This window comes from Streptomyces sp. GQ60 (genome assembly GCF_059758875.1).
This window is the reverse complement of record NZ_JCAXEG010000009.1, coordinates 156,906-175,227: the sequence shown is the minus strand read 5'-3', so window position 1 is coordinate 175,227 and position 18,322 is coordinate 156,906. Positions and strand designations below refer to the sequence as shown.

15 protein-coding genes and 1 tRNA gene are annotated in these 18,322 nt (G+C 71.8%); 10 read left to right on the top strand and 6 right to left on the bottom strand.

The window, feature by feature from the left end; translation table 11 throughout:
- Positions 1–75: 75 nt before the first annotated feature.
- Positions 76–2,658 (bottom strand): SUKH-4 family immunity protein, encoded by a 2,583-nt coding sequence (locus AC6CKD_RS23305; RefSeq protein ID WP_498329577.1) that lies wholly within the window; start codon positions 2,656–2,658, stop codon positions 76–78.
- Positions 2,659–2,665: 7 nt separating this feature from the next.
- Positions 2,666–3,727, bottom strand: coding sequence for an SMI1/KNR4 family protein (locus AC6CKD_RS23300; protein ID WP_498329575.1), 1,062 nt, complete (start codon positions 3,725–3,727; stop codon positions 2,666–2,668).
- Positions 3,728–3,957: 230 nt separating this feature from the next.
- Here AC6CKD_RS23300 and AC6CKD_RS23295 point away from each other — a divergent pair, with 230 nt between their 5' ends.
- Complete coding sequence (locus tag AC6CKD_RS23295; protein ID WP_498329573.1) at positions 3,958–4,614, top strand: YwqJ-related putative deaminase; 657 nt, start codon at positions 3,958–3,960, stop codon at positions 4,612–4,614.
- 5 nt (positions 4,615–4,619) lie between these two features.
- Positions 4,620–5,144, top strand: coding sequence for an SUKH-3 domain-containing protein (locus AC6CKD_RS23290; protein ID WP_498329571.1), 525 nt, complete (start codon positions 4,620–4,622; stop codon positions 5,142–5,144).
- A gap of 30 nt (positions 5,145–5,174) precedes the next feature.
- Here AC6CKD_RS23290 and AC6CKD_RS23285 read toward each other — a convergent pair whose 3' ends face one another.
- A complete protein-coding gene (locus AC6CKD_RS23285; RefSeq protein ID WP_498329569.1) occupies positions 5,175–5,726 on the bottom strand; it encodes a hypothetical protein in 552 nt (183 codons plus the stop codon).
- 5 nt (positions 5,727–5,731) lie between these two features.
- Entirely contained in the window at positions 5,732–7,000 is a 1,269-nt protein-coding gene (locus tag AC6CKD_RS23280) for a sensor histidine kinase (RefSeq protein ID WP_498329567.1), read from the bottom strand.
- A gap of 131 nt (positions 7,001–7,131) precedes the next feature.
- On the opposite strand from AC6CKD_RS23280, the gene AC6CKD_RS23275 reads away from it, so the two are divergent.
- From AC6CKD_RS23275 to pth, 6 genes are all read left to right on the top strand, one after another.
- Positions 7,132–8,034: a hypothetical protein gene (locus tag AC6CKD_RS23275; protein ID WP_498329565.1), complete on the top strand. Its 903-nt coding sequence runs from the start codon at positions 7,132–7,134 to the stop codon at positions 8,032–8,034.
- Between the two features lie 11 nt (positions 8,035–8,045).
- Positions 8,046–8,116 (top strand) — tRNA-Gln (locus AC6CKD_RS23270).
- Positions 8,117–8,240: 124 nt separating this feature from the next.
- Positions 8,241–9,686 (top strand): bifunctional UDP-N-acetylglucosamine diphosphorylase/glucosamine-1-phosphate N-acetyltransferase GlmU, encoded by a 1,446-nt coding sequence (gene glmU / locus AC6CKD_RS23265; protein ID WP_498329563.1) that lies wholly within the window; start codon positions 8,241–8,243, stop codon positions 9,684–9,686.
- 133 nt (positions 9,687–9,819) lie between these two features.
- Positions 9,820–10,797: a ribose-phosphate diphosphokinase gene (locus tag AC6CKD_RS23260; protein WP_498329562.1), complete on the top strand. Its 978-nt coding sequence runs from the start codon at positions 9,820–9,822 to the stop codon at positions 10,795–10,797.
- Between the two features lie 207 nt (positions 10,798–11,004).
- Entirely contained in the window at positions 11,005–11,586 is a 582-nt protein-coding gene (locus AC6CKD_RS23255) for a 50S ribosomal protein L25/general stress protein Ctc (protein WP_498329561.1), read from the top strand.
- Positions 11,587–11,677: 91 nt separating this feature from the next.
- Entirely contained in the window at positions 11,678–12,268 is a 591-nt protein-coding gene (gene pth, locus AC6CKD_RS23250; protein WP_243335281.1) for an aminoacyl-tRNA hydrolase, read from the top strand.
- Positions 12,269–12,378: 110 nt separating this feature from the next.
- Here pth and ppc read toward each other — a convergent pair whose 3' ends face one another.
- Positions 12,379–15,144 (bottom strand): phosphoenolpyruvate carboxylase, encoded by a 2,766-nt coding sequence (gene ppc, locus AC6CKD_RS23245; protein ID WP_498329559.1) that lies wholly within the window; start codon positions 15,142–15,144, stop codon positions 12,379–12,381.
- Between the two features lie 364 nt (positions 15,145–15,508).
- On the opposite strand from ppc, the gene AC6CKD_RS23240 reads away from it, so the two are divergent.
- Positions 15,509–16,489: an acyl-CoA desaturase gene (locus tag AC6CKD_RS23240; RefSeq protein WP_498329558.1), complete on the top strand. Its 981-nt coding sequence runs from the start codon at positions 15,509–15,511 to the stop codon at positions 16,487–16,489.
- Entirely contained in the window at positions 16,489–17,160 is a 672-nt protein-coding gene (locus tag AC6CKD_RS23235; protein WP_498329726.1) for a TetR family transcriptional regulator, read from the top strand. Before AC6CKD_RS23240 ends, AC6CKD_RS23235 begins: the two co-directional genes overlap by 1 nt.
- Before the next feature lie 112 nt (positions 17,161–17,272).
- Here AC6CKD_RS23235 and AC6CKD_RS23230 read toward each other — a convergent pair whose 3' ends face one another.
- Positions 17,273–18,181: a trans-aconitate 2-methyltransferase gene (locus AC6CKD_RS23230; RefSeq protein ID WP_498329556.1), complete on the bottom strand. Its 909-nt coding sequence runs from the start codon at positions 18,179–18,181 to the stop codon at positions 17,273–17,275.
- Positions 18,182–18,322: the final 141 nt, after the last annotated feature.

The following is an 18,322-nucleotide window of genomic DNA, read 5'->3' as shown; positions in this document are numbered from 1 at the left end:
CCGAGACCCCGTTCGAGGGTCACGACCCGGCCATCCGGATGAGCGGAGGATCCGCGCGAGATCAGCAGAAACCGGTCAGAGGAGCCCGTCCCACATCTGCTCCAGCAGCACCGACCACCAGTTCTCCGGCGACGCCAGCGCCGCGCTGTCCAGCCCCGCCAGATTCGCCTGGAAATCGACGGTCCAGCGGCCCGCCTGCTCCGGCGTCAGATGCTGGCGCAGGCGCCACATGTGACCCAGCATCGCCAGGGACCGTACGAACTGCGGCAGCGAGGAGTTCACGAACTGCGGGGGCACCGGCGCCCCGCCCGGACCGCTCTCCACCGGCACCGCGACGATGTGCGCGGTGCCGTACTGCACGCACAGCGCCTTGCCGAAGTCGCTGCCCACCACGAGGTACGAGCCCGCGTCCGAGGCCGGCTGCACCTGCCGCTGCGCCGCCAGCTCGGCCAGCGTGGGCAGCGGGGCACCCGGTACGGCCTGGGCCCAGAAGAACGGCCCGAAGTCGACCGGAAGACCCGACCACATCAGCGTCTGCGCCACGATCTCCGGCACGCCCTGCCGGGACACCGCGCGCTGCTCGAATCGGAACACGCCCTGCGGCCCGAACGCCCCCGCCAGCTCCTGCGCGATCGCGTCCAGCGGGATCGCCGGCTGCAACGGCACCTGTGGCAGCGGCGCGCGCACCGGCGCGGGGCGCGCCGGTCCGTCCGCGACCTGGTGCAGTTCGCCCTGGTGGGTCAGCAGGTGCCGCATGCCCTGCTGCCGGCCCGCGTGGTCCGTGCCGTACGGGGCCACGCTGGTGATGCGCACCTGCGGCCAGGTCTCCCTGATCATGCGCGCGCAGTAGCCGCCGGGGAGCTCGCACGAGGCCAGCTCGGTGTGCAGTTCCAGCACCTGCTGCGGAGGCACGTTCATCGCCCGCAGCTCGTACAGGATCTGCCACTCCGGGTGCGGGGTGCCGGGTGCGGAACGGCGGATGAGCTGCTGCTCGGAGCCGTCGGGAGCCCGGTAGCGCAGCACGGCCTGATAGCCGGGCCCGACCGTGGGCACCCCGGGAGCCGACGCCTGCGGCGCCTGGGCCTGCGGCGCGTGTACGGGTCCGGGTGCCTGCGGCGCGGGACCGGGAGGCGCGGGCGGCTGCGGACCGCCGGGACCGGCCAGCATGGTGGCGGCGTACGCGTCTCCGCGCCCGCCGGACGCCCCGGGAGCCCCCGGCGGACCGGGCGGCGCGGGCGGCCGGCCCGTCACGGCCGGACCCGCCAGCATCGTCGCGGCATGGTCCAGCCCACCGCCGGGCACGCCGGGGGGGCCGGGAGGCGCGGGCGGCTGCCCGGCACCCGACGGAACACCGGGCACGCCGGGGGGACCGGGCGGCTGGGGCACGCCGGGACCGGCCAGCATCGTGGCGGCGTACGCGTCTCCGCGCCCGCCGGACGCCCCGGGAGCCCCCGGCGGACCGGGCGGCGCGGGCGGCCGGCCCGTCACGGCCGGACCCGCCAGCATCGTCGCGGCATGGTCCAGCCCACCGCCGGGGGCGCCGGGAGCCCCCGGAGCTCCGGGCGGACCGGGCGGCGCGGGCTGCTGCGGACCACCGGGGCCCGCCAGCATGGTGGCGGCGTACGAAGGCGACTCCGCGGCGCTGCCCGGCGCACCGGGCGGACCCGGCGGAGTCACCGGCGCGGGCGCCCCGGGCCGGTTGACCCGGGCCTTGCTCGTCGGCGCGTCGGCGATGTCCCCACCGGACGCGGAACGGGGACCGGACGCGGAACCGGACGCGGGACCGGCGGCGGAGCCGGAACCGGAGCCCTGCCCCGCCCCCTGCCCCGACTCCGGGTCCAGCGCGGGCACGACGGCGGTCTTCGGGAGTTCACTGCCCCTGGGCATCAGGGTCGTGCGCGCCTCCGGTCCCGGCCCCGACGGCGCCGGGGAGTCGTCCTGGTCCGACCCGGACAGCGGCGGCGCGAACACCGTCGCCGGCAGCGGTACGGACACGGAGTCCGCGCCGGGGTTCACGTCGGTCCCGGCCCAGGGCGTGGCCCCGGTCGGGACGGCGGCGGGCACCCCGTCGTTGGCGGTCGGCTCGTAGGGGACCTCTCCCCCGCGCCGCAGCGGCACCGGCTCCGAGGAGCCCGCCCCGGAAGCGGCCGGAGCCGCCTGCCCGGCCGGTCCCGAAGGCACCACCGGACCTTCCTGATCAGCGGAAACAACGGAAGCCGCGGAAGCCGAAGAAGCCACAGGAGCCGCGGAAGCCGTAGGCGCCGAGGAAGCCGCCGGCGCAGCCGGGATCCCCGCCCGGTCCGCCGCCTCCTGCAGCCACTCCGGCGGACTCAGCATGAACGAGGTCTGCTCCGAGTCGATGCGCGGCACCGGCACCGAAGCCTCGGCCTGCGCGGCCGACGCCCCGTACTCCTCCTCGTAGCGGCGGATCACCTCGCCCACCGGCAGGCCGGGCCAGAGCGTCACCTCCCCGCTGTCCCGCGCGATGACCAGCCGCTGCCGGCCGCCCCCGGACACGGGGCCCGCCGGGCGGTCCTCCGCCCACACCACGAAACCGAGTCCGAACTCCCGTACGCGCACCTCGCGGTGCTGGTACCCGGGCACGTCCCCGTTGATCCATTCCTCGGCGCGCTCCTGCGCCTGCGCAAACGTCACCATCGCGCCGTCACCCCTCCACCGGTGCCGCGGCCGGCCCGGCACCCGGAACCGAACCCGGAATCGAACCAGCGGCCGAACCCGCACCCGCGCCCGGACCCGTCACGGGAACCGAGCGTGCGAATCCGCCGTCCACCATCAGACCGGCCACCGTTTCCAGTTCCGGCGGGTTGCCCGCCAGCCGCTCCAGGAAGGCGTCGAAATCCGTACCGCACGGCAGCAGCAACCGCTCCACGCGTTCCTGCACGGACCAGCCGTCCTGGTCGCGCGCATCGTCGAACGGGGAGAACCAGACCGAGCCGATCCCCTCCCCGCGCACCTTCACCGCGAGGAGCCCGCCCTGCGCGAAGGCCACGCACAGGTAGTCCTTCGTCAGGTGGTCCCGCAGACACTTGTTGACGTAGACGAGGTCGTTGACCGCCGCCTCCTCGCGCACCGTGAAGAACGGCTGGTCCACCAGCAGCCCCAGCTCCACGTCGAGCCCCGTGCCCACCGGCGCGCAGCCGCCCGCCGCCTTCAGGAAGGAGCGGTACGCCTCCGGGAGCCGGTAGCCGAGGTCCTCCTCGACGCCCTGGACCTGCTGCTCGGACACCGAGACCACCGTCTTGGGCAGCCCCAGGTGCACCGGGCGCACCTCCTGCAACGGCCGCGTTCCGCGCTTGCCGTGGTCCACCGCCGCCGTCGCCAGACCGGCGTGGTGCCTCAGCAGCGACTTCACCTCGACCGGGACCAGCTCCATCCGGCGGGTGCCGGACACGTGGTGCCAGGTCCAGCCGTGCGGGGTCGACACCGGGCCGACCGTGTCCCACAGTTCGTGACCGGTGGCCCGCATGGCCGCGTTCGCGGACACGCAGTCGGTCAGGCGCAGCTCGTCCACGCCGAAGCCCTCCGGGGGCTCGGCGATCTCGACGGCCGCGCGCGCGTACAGCGCGAAGTCGGGGTGTCCGTTCGCGTCGATGCGGACCCCGTGGGGATGGCGCGCGGCCCGGACGGGGTCCGGGAAATGCACGACCTGCCCCGAATAAGCGGCGTTGGGTGGCGCGGCCTGATGCCCGAGCCGACCTGTCGTCATGGCGGTAGCCCCCTGCTGGATCTGGCTGGTTCACCACAGCCTATGTGCTCCGGCAAGGGCGTCACCCGCCCGTGTGCGGGGACCCCGCGGGACGGCCGGGAAGATCCGAATTGATACGAATATTCGACCCAGCTTCCACATGCCACGGGACATTTGACAGGCTGTCCCCACGGCACGGGGGCGTGCGCGACAGCGGTCAGCACCGCGGCCACGGGAGGGAAAGCGCAGCCATGCAGAACACGGCAACACGTACAGACGCGGCCGACGCCCACTCAGGAGGCGCGGGAGCCCGGAGATCCGCGGGACCCGCGGACGCCCTCGGCCCGGCGGGCCCCGCCGGACCCACGGGATCCGGTGACCCGGCGGCCGTCCCGGCACAGGCCCGCGCCGCGGCCGACCAGGGCGCCGGCGACCCCCGGCTGCGCTGGGGCGGCGGCGGGGACGGCCGCCCCGCCGTGCCCACGCTCCGCTTCCGCCGCGACGGGATCCTGCCGACCGTGGCCGCCGCCCTGTCCGTACGCGGCGAGACCCTGACCGGCACCGCCGGCAAGGCCGACCTGCCGCCGGTACTGCACGCCCTCGTACAGGATTTCCTCGACACCCTCACGAGCGGCCAGCGCGAGCGTTTCACCGGCCGGTGCCCGGAGGCGATCCTGCTCTCCCGCCACCTCGCGACCGTCGAGGGCGCCCGCAGCAAGCGCGCCTCGCGCAAGCCCCTCACGCCCAGCGAGGCCCGCCGCTCGCTGAAGCACTCCAAGATCACCGCGCGCCGCATCCGCGAGGACGGCGACCCGCTCCACGGCAGCTACGCACCTCCCTGCCGCTCCTGCGAGGCCCTCCTCGCCCACTTCGGCGTACGCCCCGTCGACCTCACCCACCCCGAGTAGCCGCCATGACCACGACCTCCGCTTCGTACGCCCGCTCCTCGGCCACCCGCTTCCCCGTCGCCGTGGACGCCGCCCTGCGCACCGCCGGCTGGGAGCCGGGCCGCTGGGACATCAAACAGGCCGAGTACTGGGCCGACGCCCTGCGCGACCACACCACCCCCGCCGGGCACCGGCACACCGTCTTCCCGGCCGCCGTCGAGGCCTGGGCGGAGTTCGGGAACCTCACCATCAGCGCCCCCGGCCCGGGCCGCCAGATCGCGCCCACCGCCATCCACCTGGACCCGCTGACGGGCCTCCACCTCGCCCGCACCTTCGCGGACCTCGGCCGCGCCCTCTCCACCCAGCTCTGCCCGCTCGGTGTCGAGGCCGACACCGAGCAGGCCGGCGGCGGCTCCCACCTCGCCCTGGACCGCGAGGGCCGGGTCTACTGCGTGGACCACACCGGCGACTGGTACCTCGGCGCGAGCCTCGACGAGGCCCTCGCCCTCCTCCTCACCGGCCTCCAGCCGACCCGCCTGACCACGGGCTAGACGCCTGACGACGGGCCAGGGCTGACCGCTTCAGCCGCCCAGCTCCGGAAGCCGCTCCCCGTCCCCGGGGTAGCGGCCCTCCTCCAGCCGGAAGAGGTACGCCCGCAGATCGGCGGCGAGCCCGCCCTCCAGGTACGCCCGGAAGTCCCGCGCCCCCACGGCGGCGTCCCGGTCGGCGGGATGGACGCTGTCCCCGTACTCGGCCAGCGTGAGCTCCAGGTGCTCTTCGACCCGCCCCCGCCCGGCCCACCAGCCGCGCACCGTCTCCGGGGTCCACCAGCGGTCCCCGTCGTACGCGTACTCCTGGAAGGGCTCCTCGTCGGCCGCGTCCACCACCTGGCGGACCTCGCCCGGACTCCGGGGCTGCCGGAACACGTATTCGAGGGTGCCCTCGGAGCTCGCCGCGTACATCACGTTGCCGGGCGCGTTCAGCCGTCCGGTCCAGCACGTGTCCGTCTCACCCGTGTAGAAGGGCCCCGGCACGTTCAGCCACAGCCGCTTCGCCCACCGCCCCTGGAACAGCTTCCGGTCCTCGTCCGTCAGCTCCGCCACCGGATCCCAGCCCACCCTCATCCCGGCCATCCCCGCTATCCCCTCTTCCGCTCGCTCGGCAGGACCGCCGAGACCTTGAAGCCGCCCTCGTCCGTCGGGCCGGACACGAACACCCCGCCCAGTCCGAGCACCCGCTCACGCATCCCGACCAGGCCGTTCCCGCCGCTCGGCAGTCCCGGCTCGGCCGCCTTGCCGTCGCAGGGGCCGTTCTCCACCTGCATGGCCACCTCCCCCTCCCGGTGCGCCAGGCGTACGACGACCCGTGCGCCCGCGGCGTGCTTGTGGCAGTTGGTCAGCGCCTCCTGCACCACCCGGTAGGCGGTCTGCTCCACCTCCGCCGCGTACGCGGCGCACGCACCGCGCACATCCAGCTGCACGGACATCCCGGCCGCCCGCGACTGTCCGACCAGCGCCTCCAGCTCGCCCAGCGTCGGCCCGTCGTCGAAGCTTCCGACCAGCGCCACCGGCGCCATCACCGCCGCCGGCTTCGGCGCCTCCGCGCGGAGCACGCCGAGCATCTCCCGCAGCTCCGTCAGCGCCTGCCGTCCCATGTCACCGACCAGCGCGGCGTTCTTCGCCGCCTTCGCCGGGTCCTTGGCGGCGATCGCCTGGAGCGCGGCCGCGTGCACCACCATGAGCGACACCCGGTGCGCCACGACGTCGTGCATCTCCCGTGCGATCCGGGTCCGCTCTTCCGTACGGGCCCACTCGGCCCGCTCCTCAGCCCGGTCCGCGAGCAGCGACAGCTCCCGCTCCAGCGAGTCGGCCCGCTCCTGCAGGCTCTCCATCAGCCGTCTGCGGGCCGCCGTGTACAGCCCGAGCAGCACCGGCGGCACGGTCAGCGCCACCGCTACGAACACGGACAGGGTGATGACGAGGGTGAGGGTGACCTCGGGGTCGGCCCGGGTGCGCATGTACATCACCACGAAGGTCGCGGCCAGCGACATCGACGCCAGGGTCGCGGTGATCCGGCGGGGGACCTCGGAGGCGGCCAGCGTGTACAGCCCGACGAACCCGAGCAGGAACCCCATGGCCGCCGGCGACACCGCGATGCCGACCAGCACCACGACGATCGGCGAGCGCCGCCGCAGCACGAGCACGGACCCCACCAGCAGTCCGACGAACACCCCGGCGAAGACCGGGATCCCGGCCTCGCGCGCGAACCCCACACCCTCCACCCCGCACTCGACGGCGGACACCGCGCCGAGCCCCACGTCCAACACGGCCGACCTGCGCCGCTCCCACCACAGGGGCCCGTCCCGCCCGGCCCCCGCCTCTCCCTGCTCTTCCCCCGTACTGGTCATGCCGACAAGCCTACGCAGGGCCTCCAGCACACAGCCGCCTGAAATTCCCGCAAACCAGCGGTAACCGCACGTACGACTGAATAGCCCGCTGAGCGAGACCTGAATCCCGCATTCCGGACGACATTGGCGACATGACCGATATCAACCGACGCCCCGGCGACGGCACCGGCGGCCTCCGCAGCGGGACCGCGACCTACGAATCCCTCCGCGAACAGGCGATCGCCCTGCGCCGGGAGGGCCTCAGCCTGCGCCAGATCCGCGACCGCCTGAGCATCCACAACAACAACATCAACAGCCTGGTGAAGGGAGAGCCTCCACCTGAGTGGACGAAGCGCCCGAACGCGAAGGACGACCTCCGCGACCGCGCCCGCGAGCTCCGCCTCCAGGGCATGACGTACGACGAGATCCAGGTCGAGCTCGGCTGCTCGAAGAGCTCCATCTCCCTCTGGGTCCGTGACCTTCCGAAGCCGGAACGGCGCCGCACCACGGAGGAGTCCTCGGCCATCGCCCGGCGAGGCTGGGAACGAACACTGGAGATCCGGGACCAGGAACGCCGCCAGGTCAAGCTGGATGCGGCCGCCGAGATCGGCCACCTCTCGGAACGTGAACTCTTCCTGGTGGGCGTCAGCCTCTACTGGTCCGAGGGCAGCAAGGACAAGTCATACGACCGCCGCGAGCGTGCGATCTTCGTGAACAGCGACCCCGGCATGGTGAGCACCTACCTCGCCTGGCTACGCCTCCTCGGCGTGAAAGACGAGCACCTGCGGTTCGCCGTGACGATCCACGAAACGGCCGACGTCGCCGGCGCGGAGACATTCTGGGTCGAACTCGCAGGGGTACCACCGAAGCAGTTCCTCAAGACGACACTCAAGCGGCACAACCCGAAAACCATCCGGAAGAACACCGGCGAGAGCTACCACGGTTGCCTAGCGGTACGTGTGCTTCAAAGCGCCGGTCTGTACCGTCGCATCGAAGGGTGGTGGTGCGGCATAGTAGGGGCTGCATCGCAGTTCGATCCGAAAAATCGGACATAGACGGCGAACCATCCCGGATCGTCTAAGGGCAGGACAAATGGTTTTGGTCCATTGAATGAGGGTTCGAATCCTTCTCCGGGAGCTCACACCGCACGACTGCTGAACTTCGGGTCCTGACTTTCGCAGTCGGGACCCACCCTCGTTTAGGGCCTCAAACCCCCCGGTATCCTTCACGGGTCCACCACCCGAAGCCGAAGGGCACACCCGTGAGCGCCAACCGCCCGGCAGCCGTCGTCGTACTCGCAGCGGGTGAAGGCACCCGCATGAAGTCGGCCACACCCAAGGTTCTGCACGAGATCGGCGGGCGTTCGCTCGTCGGTCACGTCGTCGCCGCCTCCCGCGAGCTGGATCCCACCCACCTCGTCGTCGTCGTCGGGCACGCCCGCGAGCAGGTCACCGCGCACCTCGCCGCGATCGACGCCGACGTCCGCACCGCGGTCCAGTACGAGCAGAACGGCACCGGGCACGCCGTCCGGATGGCCCTCGAAGAGCTGGGCGACCGGCCCGCCGGCACCGTGGTCGTCGTCTGCGGCGACACCCCGCTGCTGACCGGCGAGACCCTGGCCTCACTGACGGCCACGCACGAGGCCGACGGCAATGCCGTCACCGTGCTGACCGCCGAAGTCCCCGACTCCACCGGGTACGGCCGGATCGTCCGCGGCGCCGACGGGGCGGTCACCGCCATCGTCGAGCACAAGGACGCCACCGACGCCCAGCGCGCCATCCGCGAGATCAACTCCGGCGTCTTCGCCTTCGACGGCACCCTCCTCGCCGACGCCCTCGGCAAGGTCCGCACGGACAACAGCCAGGGCGAGGAGTACCTCACCGACGTGCTCGGCATCCTGCGCGAGGCCGGCCACCGCGTCGGCGCGGCCGTGGGCGCGGACCACCGGCAGATCCTCGGGATCAACAACCGGGTCCAGCTCGCCGAGGCCCGCGCACTGCTGAACGCCCGCCTGCTGGAGCGCGCCATGCTCGCCGGCGTGACGATCGTCGACCCGGCGAGCACGCTCGTCGACGTGACGGTGACTTTCGGCCAGGACGCGATCGTGCACCCCGGCACCCAGCTCCTCGGCACCACGCACATCGCCGAGCGGGCCGAGGTCGGCCCCAACACCCGCCTGAAGGACACGCACGTCGGTGCGGGCGCCCGGGTGGACAACACGGTGGCGGACACCGCCGTCGTCGGCGCGGCGGCGAGCGTCGGCCCCTTCGCGTACCTGCGCCCGGGCACCAACCTGGGCCCGAAGGCCAAGGCCGGCACGTACGTGGAGATGAAGAACGCCACGATCGGCGAGGGCACCAAGGTTCCGCACCTGTCCTACGTCGGCGACGCCACGATCGGCGAGTACACGAACATCGGCGCGGCCAGCGTGTTCGTGAACTACGACGGTGAGCACAAGCACCACACGACCGTCGGCTCACACTGCAAGACGGGTTCGGACAACATGTTTGTGGCTCCCGTCACCATCGGGGACGGCGCCTACACGGCCGCCGGCTCCGTGATCACGAAGGACGTGCCGCCCGGCGCCCTGGCCGTGGCCCGCGGCCAGCAGCGGAATATCGAGGGCTGGGTGGCCCGCAAGCGTCCGGGAAGCGCCGCCGCCACAGCGGCCCAGTCGGCGGTCCACGAGGACTCCGCCGAACGCTGAGGTGAACTGACCGGAAACGGCTACGCCCGAGAGCGCGTACCGTGATACGTGAACGCAATTCGGCTGGCTCACCGTGTGCGGGACGGACGCACATGGGGGCGAGCAGCTTTCCCACGTCTGAGGAGACAGTGCTGTGACCGGGATCAAGACGACCGGCGAGAAGAAGCTGATGCTCTTCTCCGGCCGCGCCCACCCCGAGCTGGCCGAGGAGGTCGCGCACCAGCTCGGTGTCGCCCTCGTGCCGACCAAGGCTTTCGACTTCGCGAACGGCGAGATCTACGTCCGCTTCCAGGAGTCGGCGCGTGGCGCGGACTGCTTCCTGATCCAGAGCCACACGGCTCCGATCAACAAGTGGATCATGGAGCAGCTGATCATGATCGACGCGCTCAAGCGCGCGTCGGCACGCTCCATCACCGTGATCGTCCCGTCCTACGGGTACGCCCGCCAGGACAAGAAGCACAAGGGCCGCGAGCCGATCTCGGCCCGCCTGGTCGCGGACCTGCTGAAGACCGCGGGTGCGGACCGCATCCTCACGGTCGACCTGCACACCGACCAGATCCAGGGCTTCTTCGACGGCCCGGTCGACCACCTTTCGGCCCTGTCGGTCCTCGCGGACTACGTCGGCGCCAAGGTCGACCGCTCCAAGCTGACGATCGTCTCCCCGGACGCCGGCCGCGTACGCGTCGCCGACCGCTGGTGCGACCGCCTGGACGCCCCCCTGGCGATCGTGCACAAGCGCCGCGACAAGGACGTCGCCAACCAGGTGACCGTCCACGAGGTCGTCGGTGAGGTCAAGGGCCGCGTCTGCGTCCTGGTCGACGACATGATCGACACGGGCGGCACCATCTGCGCCGCAGCCGACGCGCTCTTCGCGCACGGCGCGGAGGACGTCATCGTGACAGCCACGCACGGCATCCTGTCGGGCCCGGCCGCCGACCGCCTGAAGAACTCCAAGGTCAGCGAGTTCGTGTTCACGAACACCCTGCCGGACCCGTCCGACCTGGAGCTCGACAAGATCACGGTGCTCTCCATCGCCCCGATGATCGCCCGCGCCGTGCGCGAGGTCTTCGAGGACGGCTCGGTCACCAGCCTGTTCGAAGAGCAGCAGTAAGCACGTCCGCACCGTGCTGACTCCTGTGGGTCAGATCATTTTTGGGTACGGCCTCCCCGCCGGGTACACTCCTTGAGTTGCTCGGCGAGGGAGGCCGTACCTGTTTTCCGCGGGTATGGATGCTCCGTTATCGACGCGCTCTTCGTAGCAGGCCGTGTTCCGGCCGGGTGACTGTCGTCCATTTCCGTCACCCCACGAGGAGTGAGCATGTCCGAGATCAAGCTTTCCGCGAAGGTCCGCGAGAACTTCGGCAAGGGTTCCGCCCGTCAGGCCCGTCGTGACGCCCTGACCCCCGCGGTCATCTACGGCCACGGCACCGACCCGAAGCACGTCAACGTGGACGCCCACGCGCTCCAGCTGGCGCTGCGCACCCCGAACGTCCTGCTCTCCCTGGACATCGAGGGCGCCGGCACCGAGCTGGTCATCCCGAAGGCCGTTCAGAAGCACCCGCTGAAGCGTTCGATCTCGCACGTCGACTTCCTGATCGTCAAGAAGGGCGAGAAGGTCACCGTCGACGTCGCGATCGTCACCGAGGGCGAGCTGGCCCCGGGCGGCAACATGCTGGAGACCCTCCAGAACACCATCTCCGTCGAGGCCGAGGCCACGCACATCCCGACCGAGGTCACCGTCTCGATCGCGGGCCTGGAGGCCGGTGCCACCATCACCGCCAAGGACCTGGTCCTCCCGGCGGGCACCACCCTGGCCGTCGACGGCGACATCGCCGTCCTGCAGGTCATCGGCGCGTCGACCGAGGAGCCGGCCGCCGAGGGTGCGGGCACCGAGGCCTGAGCCTCGCCCCTTCCCCTCAGCACTTGCTGAACGACCGCCGTCCGGCTCCACTGGAGCGGGACGGCGGTCGTCTTCGTAGAAGGAGCTTTTGATGTCGGACGACGCGGCGCCCTGGCTGATCGTGGGTCTCGGGAACCCGGGTGCGGAGTACGCGGGCAACCGCCACAACATCGGTTTCATGGTGGCCGACCTGCTGGCGGAGCGGATGCGCGGCAAGTTCAAGGCGCACAAGGCCCGCGCGCAGGTGGTCGAGGGCCGGATGGGCCCGCCGGGACCGGCGAACCGGCGCGTGGTGCTGGCCAAGCCCATGTCGTTCATGAACCTGTCCGGCGGCCCGGTGACGGCGCTGCGGGACTTCTACAAGGTGCCGCTGGACCGGATCATCGCGGTCCACGACGAGCTGGACATCGACTACCCGACGCTGCGGCTGAAGCTGGGCGGCGGGGACAACGGCCACAACGGCCTCAAGTCGATGACCAAGTCGATGGGCCCCGACTACCACCGGGTGCGCTGCGGCATCGGCCGCCCGCCCGGCCGGATGCAGGTCGCCGACTTCGTGCTGAAGGACTTCTCCTCCACGGAGCGCAAGGAGCTGGACTGGTTCGTCGACCGTTCGGCGGACGCCGTGGAATGCCTCATCCAGGAGGGCCTGGAGCGCGCGCAGTCCACGTACAACAGCTAGCACGGCCAACAGCCGGCACGGCCAACAGCTAGCACGGCCAACAGCCGGCACGGCGGAGGGCCCGCACACCGTCTCCGGTGTGCGGGCCCTCCGCCGTGCCGTACGGAACCTCAGCCGGTGTTGCGCAGGCCGGCCGCGACGCCGTTGACGGTGAGGAGCAGCGCCCGGGACAGGATCGGGTCCGCCTCCTCGCCGCGCTCGGCGGCCGCGCGCTGGCGGGCCAGCAGGGAGACCTGGAGGTAGGAGATCGGGTCCAGGTAGGCGTCGCGGACCGAGAAGGTCTGCTGGAGGACCGGGTTGGAGTCGAGGAGCTTCTCGCCCCCGGTGATCCGCAGGACCTCGCGGACGGTCAGCTCGTGCTCGGCCTCGATGCGGGCGAAGACGTGCTTGAGCTCGTCGGGCACCAGGGTGTCGACGTAGTGGCGGGCGATCCGCAGGTCCGTCTTGGCCAGCGTCATCTCGACGTTGGACAGGAAGTTGCGGAAGAAGTGCCAGCGCTCGCCCATCTCGGCCAGCGCGTCGCCCTGGCCGGCCTCGCGCAGGGCCTTCAGGCCCGAGCCGACGCCGTACCAGCCGGGGACGATCTGGCGGGACTGGGTCCAGCCGAACACCCACGGGATGGCGCGCAGTCCGTCGAGGCCCGCGCCGGAGTCGGGGCGGCGCGAGGGGCGCGAGCCCAGGTGCAGGTCGGCGAGCTGGTCCACGGGGGTGGCGGCGAAGAAGTACGCCGGCAGGTCCGGGTCCTCGACGAGCGCGCGGTACGCGTCGTGCGCGGCGTCCGAGACGGTGTCCATGGCCGCGTCCCAGCGGGCCAGGTCCTCGTCGGACTGGCGCGGGGCGGTGTGCAGGGCGGAGGCCTGGAGGGTGGCCGCGACGGTCAGCTCCAGGTTCTCGCGGGCCAGCGAGGGCACGAGGTACTTGTCGGAGATGACCTCGCCCTGCTCGGTGACCTTGATCTCGCCCTCCAGGGTGCCCCAGGGCTGCGCGAGGATCGCGTCGTGCGAGGGGCCGCCGCCACGGCCGACGGTTCCGCCGCGGCCGTGGAAGAGGCGCAGCCGGACGCCGTAGCGGTGGGCCACGTCGCGCAGCCGGCGCTGGGCGCGGTGGATCTCCCACTGGGAGGTCGTGATGCCGCCGAACTTGGAGGAGTCGGAGTAGCCGAGCATGACCTCCTGCACGTCGCCGCGCAGGGAGACGAGGCGCCGGTAGGAGGGGTCGGCGAGCATCTCGTCGAGGATGACGTCGGCGGCCTTGAGCTCGTCGGTGGTCTCCAGGAGCGGGACGATGCCGATCTTGGCCCAGCCGCCGTGCAGGTCGATGAGGCCGGCCTCGCGGGCGAGGACGGCGGCGGCGAAGACGTCGTCGGCGCCCTGGCACATCGAGATGATGTAGGACTCGATGACCTCGGGGCCGAACTTCTCGAAGGCGTCCTTGATGGCGCCGAACACGCCGAGGGTCTTCTGGCCGGCCGCGTCGAGCGGGGCCGGGGTGGGCGCCAGCGGGCGGCGCGAGCGCAGCTCCTTGGCCAGGAGGCGGCCGCGGTAGTCGCGGGGCATGTCCGCGTAGCGCCAGGACTCCTCGCCGAGCCGGTCGAAGAGCTGGCCCAGCGCGTGGTGGTGGGCGTCCGCGTGCTCGCGTACGTCCATCGTGGCGAGCTGGAGGCCGAACGCGGCCAGCGTGCGGATGGTGCGGTCCATGCGGCCGTCGGCGAAGAGCGCGCCTCGGTGCTCGCGCAGGGAGGTCTGGATGAGGGTGAGGTCGGTGAGCAGCTCGGCGGTGCCGAGGTAGTCGCGGCCCTCCTCGTGCGGGATGCCCTTGGCGAGGCGCTCGCGGGTGTTGAGGAGCTTCTGCCGGATGCAGGTGGCCTTCAGGCGGTACGGCTCCTCGGCGTTCAGCCGCTTGTAGCGCGGGCTGATCTCGGGGAGGCGCTCCAGGTCGGCCTGGAGGGAGGTGAGGAGTTCCTCGGTGGCACCGGTGTAGCGGATGGAGTTCGACAGCAGTCCGCGCAGGAAGTCGATGAGTTCCAGGGCGTCGGTGATGCCGTGCTCGTGCTGGAGGATCAGCACGTCCCGGGTCACGTCGGGGGTGACGTTGGGGTTGCCGTCGCGGTCGCCGCCGATCCAGGTGCCGAAGGTGAGCGGGCGGGTGCCGGCCGGGATCTCGATGCCCACGCGCTGGAGCTCGGCGGCGAGGTCTTCGAGGACGTCGCCGACGGCGCCGGCGTGCAGCTCGTCGAGGTAGTAGATCGCGTTGCGGGCCTCGTCGGCGGGCTCCGGGCGGACCACGCGCAGCTCGTCGGTCTGCCAGACGAGGTCGATGTTCTCCGCGAGGCGCAGGTCGTGGCGGCGGCGCTCGCCGGCGCCCGCGACGGGCTCCTCCAGGAGGGCCGCGATGCGGCGCAGCTTGTTCAGGACGCTGCGGCGGGCCGCCTCGGTGGGGTGCGCGGTGAAGACCGGGCGGACGTTGAGGTTCTTGACCGTCTGGCGCAGGTGCTCGGGGTCCGCGTCCTTGAGCATGTCGGCCGTGCGGGCCAGCAGGCCGCCCTCGGCGGCGCGGTGGGCGCGCAGCTCCTTGCCGCGGTGCACCTGCTCGGTGACGTTGGCGAGGTGGAAGTAGGTGGAGAAGGCGCGCACCAGCTTGGCGGCGGTCTCCAGGTCGGTGTCGCCGAGCAGCTCGGCGGCCGCGATGCCGTCGGTGCGGGTGAGGGCCCGGACGCGTTCGACCAGGTCGAGGAGGTCCTGGCCCTCCTGGCGTACGAGGGTCTCGCCGAGGAGGTCGCCGAGGCGGCGGATGTCCGCGCGCAGCTCGGCGTTGGCGGCGCCGGCGGGGGACGTCGCGGCGGCGGTGGTCGAGTGGGCCTGGTCGGCACTGCTCACAGGTGCGGCTCCTTGCAGTGTTTCGAGCGCTACTGGGAGGTGGGCCCCGGAATGCGCGCGGTGGTGCCCGCCCGGACCTGGGTCCGGCGGTGCCACCGCTCCTGATGCGCAGCTCGGGCTGCCCGTGCGGACCGCGCTGTCCGACGACACCAGGATAGGTGGCCCGTACCGGTGACCAGGTCCGTGTGTCACCAGGCGGGACGGCGGCCCCGCGGGCCGGGCCCGTGCACCCGGACGGCGGGCGTGCTCCCCTTGCCCCGCGGGGGACCTTTGCCATACTTACGTTGCCGTAGGTTACGCGCCCGTAGGGACGCGAGGCCGGGCGGCGCGCCTGCCGACTCCCTCACCCTCAGGGGACACACCTATGACCATCAGTCCCGACGTGATCGAGGACGCCTCGGCGTCTTGCGGCGCGTCCGCGCCGTCCGCGACCCTCGGCGGTGAGAACAAGCGGTCCGTAGAGCAGATCGCGCTGCTGCTGTTCATCACCGTCCCCTTCCTCGCCCTGCTGGTGGCGCTCCCGCTCGCCTGGGGCTGGGGGGTGAGCTGGCTGGACGTGGGGCTGATGGTCTTCATGTACTTCCTGGCGTGCCACGGCATCACCATCGGCTTCCACCGCTACTTCACGCACGGCTCCTTCAAGGCGAAGCGGCCGCTGCGCATCGCCCTGGCGGTCATGGGCTCGATGGCGGTCGAGGGGCCCCTGGTGCGCTGGGTGGCCGACCACCGCAAGCACCACAAGTACTCCGACCACGAGGGCGACCCGCATTCGCCGTGGCGCTTCGGCGAGACGGTGCCGGCCCTGATGAAGGGCCTGTGGTGGGCGCACATCGGATGGCTCTTCGACGAGGAGCAGACCGATCAGCAGAAGTACGCCCCGGACCTGATCAAGGACCCGGCGATCCGCCGCATCTCGCGCGACTTCATCTTCTGGACGATGTTCTCGCTGGCGCTGCCGCCGCTGGTGGGCGGTCTGGTGACGATGTCGTGGTGGGGCGCCTTCACGGCGTTCTTCTGGGGCTCCCTGGTGCGGGTCGCGCTGCTGCACCACGTGACGTGGTCGATCAACTCGATCTGCCACGCGGTGGGCAAGCGCCCGTTCAAGTCGCGCGACCGCTCCGGCAACGTGTGGTGGCTGGCGGTGCTGTCCTGCGGCGAGTCGTGGCACAACCTGCACCACGCCGACCCGACCTCCGCCCGGCACGGTGTGCTGCGCGGCCAGGTCGACTCCAGTGCGCGGCTGATCCGCTGGTTCGAACGGCTGGGCTGGGCGTCCGACGTCCGCTGGCCGTCCGAGGCCCGCATCGACGCCCGGCGCAAGGAAGAAGTGTCGAACGCGGCATGATGGGGGGCGTGGGAAACGACGGCAGCAGTTCCAGCAGCGAGAAGCCCAGGCGCAGCCGCCGGGTCCGGATGACGGGCGTCGAACGGCGTCAGCAACTGCTGGACATCGGCCGCACCCTGTTCGCCGAGAAGGGGTTCGAGGGCACGTCGGTGGAGGAGATCGCGGCCAAGGCCGGAGTCTCCAAGCCGGTGGTCTACGAGCACTTCGGCGGCAAGGAGGGCCTCTACGCGGTCGTCGTGGACCGGGAGATGCGCCAACTGCTGGACGGGGTGACGGGCGCGCTGACGGCCGGGCACCCGCGGGAGCTGCTGGAACAGGCGGCGTTCGCGCTGCTGGACTACATCGAGAACTACACGGACGGTTTCCGGATCCTGGTCCGGGACTCCCCCGTGGCCCAGTCGACGGGCACCTTCGCCTCGCTGATCAGTGATATCGCCACGCAGGTGGAGGACATCCTGGGCCTGGAGTTCAAGGCCCGCGGCTTCGACCCGAAGCTGGCCCCGCTGTACGCCCAGGCGCTGGTCGGGATGGTCGCGCTGACCGGGCAGTGGTGGCTGGAGACGCGCCAGCCGAAGAAGGCCGAGGTCGCGGCGCACCTGGTGAACCTGTCCTGGCACGGCCTGGAGAACCTGGAGGCCAAGCCGCGGCTGGTGGGCCACCGCAAGAAGTGAGCCCGTACCGCGCGTGTACGACGGCGCCCCGTCACCGGATTCCGGTGGCGGGGCGCCGTCGTGTGGTGCTGGGCCGGCCGTGCGGGGCCGTACGCCAGGGGGTGGGGCCCGGTCAGGCCTCCCTGCGGGCGACGGCGAAGATCCGGCGGAACGGGAAGACGGTGCCGCGGGGGCCCATCGGGTAGGCCTCGCGGAGCAGGGCGCGGTACTCGGCGAGGAGGGCCTCGGCGGCCTCCTCGTCGTCGGCCAGCGCGGTGAGCACCGGCCGCAGGGCGGTGCCCTTGACCCAGTCCAGTACCGGGTCGGGGCCTTGGAGCAGCTGGTGGTAGGTGGTCTCCCACACGTCGGCGGCGCAGCCGAGTTCGGTGAAGCGCTCCAGGTATTGGGAGGGTTCGAGGATGTGGATGTAGCGGGCTCCGTGCCCGGCGAGCCGGGCCCGCCAGCGCGGGGCGTCGCACAGCTCGGCGAGGATCCGGTGGCTGGGGGCGGTGAAGTTGCCGGGGATCTGGAAGGCGAAGGTGCCGCCGGGGCGCAGTCCGTTGATCCAGGGGGAGAAGGACCCGGCGTGGCCGGGGACCCACTGGAAGGCGGCGTTGGAGACGATCAGGTCAAAGGGCTCCTCCGGAAGCCAGTCGGCGAGGTTTCCGTGGCGGAAGTCGAGCCTGCCGCCGCCGGCGGTGGGTCCGGCGTACTCGGCGTCGGCGCGGTGGAGCATCTCCGGGGAGAGGTCGTAGCCGGTGATGTGGGCCTCCGGCCAGCGGTCCGCGATGAGCGCGGTGACGTTGCCCGGTCCGCAGCCGAGGTCGGCGATGCGGGCGGCTCCGGAGGGGAGCTCGGGTATGCGGGCCAGAAGGTCGAGGAAGGGCCTGGCCCGGTGGCCGGCGTGCCGGAGGTACTGCTGCGGGTCCCAGGTGGGGGCCGTGGGAGCGATGGGGGCGTCATGCGTGGGGGACGCGGATGTCGGGGGCGCCGTGCTCGTGGTCGACGCCGGAATCCTGGCCGGCGCGGTATCGGAATGCATGTTCGAGCCTCCTTGCTGGCGGTGCGGTCGGAAACGGAAGCTGCTCCGGCCCCCTCCATGCCCCATGGTGGCGAAAAATATATCTCGATGTCAAGATACTTGACATCGAGATGCTCGATTTAAAGAGACTTCACGTCGACA

What these genes read in the sequence shown, in the direction of transcription:
- AC6CKD_RS23230 (WP_498329556.1), bottom strand. Translation starts at nt 18,181, where the DNA reads ATGCATTCCGATACCGCGCCGGCCAGGATTCCGGCGTCGACCACGAGC.
- pth (WP_243335281.1), top strand. Translation starts at nt 11,678, where the DNA reads ATGTCGGACGACGCGGCGCCCTGGCTGATCGTGGGTCTCGGGAACCCG.
- AC6CKD_RS23300 (WP_498329575.1), bottom strand. Translation starts at nt 3,727, where the DNA reads ATGACGACAGGTCGGCTCGGGCATCAGGCCGCGCCACCCAACGCCGCT.
- AC6CKD_RS23285 (WP_498329569.1), bottom strand. Translation starts at nt 5,726, where the DNA reads ATGGCCGGGATGAGGGTGGGCTGGGATCCGGTGGCGGAGCTGACGGAC.
- AC6CKD_RS23255 (WP_498329561.1), top strand. Translation starts at nt 11,005, where the DNA reads ATGTCCGAGATCAAGCTTTCCGCGAAGGTCCGCGAGAACTTCGGCAAG.
- AC6CKD_RS23295 (WP_498329573.1), top strand. Translation starts at nt 3,958, where the DNA reads ATGCAGAACACGGCAACACGTACAGACGCGGCCGACGCCCACTCAGGA.
- AC6CKD_RS23240 (WP_498329558.1), top strand. Translation starts at nt 15,509, where the DNA reads ATGACCATCAGTCCCGACGTGATCGAGGACGCCTCGGCGTCTTGCGGC.
- AC6CKD_RS23305 (WP_498329577.1), bottom strand. Translation starts at nt 2,658, where the DNA reads ATGGTGACGTTTGCGCAGGCGCAGGAGCGCGCCGAGGAATGGATCAAC.
- AC6CKD_RS23290 (WP_498329571.1), top strand. Translation starts at nt 4,620, where the DNA reads ATGACCACGACCTCCGCTTCGTACGCCCGCTCCTCGGCCACCCGCTTC.
- AC6CKD_RS23275 (WP_498329565.1), top strand. Translation starts at nt 7,132, where the DNA reads ATGACCGATATCAACCGACGCCCCGGCGACGGCACCGGCGGCCTCCGC.
- AC6CKD_RS23235 (WP_498329726.1), top strand. Translation starts at nt 16,489, where the DNA reads ATGGGGGGCGTGGGAAACGACGGCAGCAGTTCCAGCAGCGAGAAGCCC.
- AC6CKD_RS23280 (WP_498329567.1), bottom strand. Translation starts at nt 7,000, where the DNA reads ATGACCAGTACGGGGGAAGAGCAGGGAGAGGCGGGGGCCGGGCGGGAC.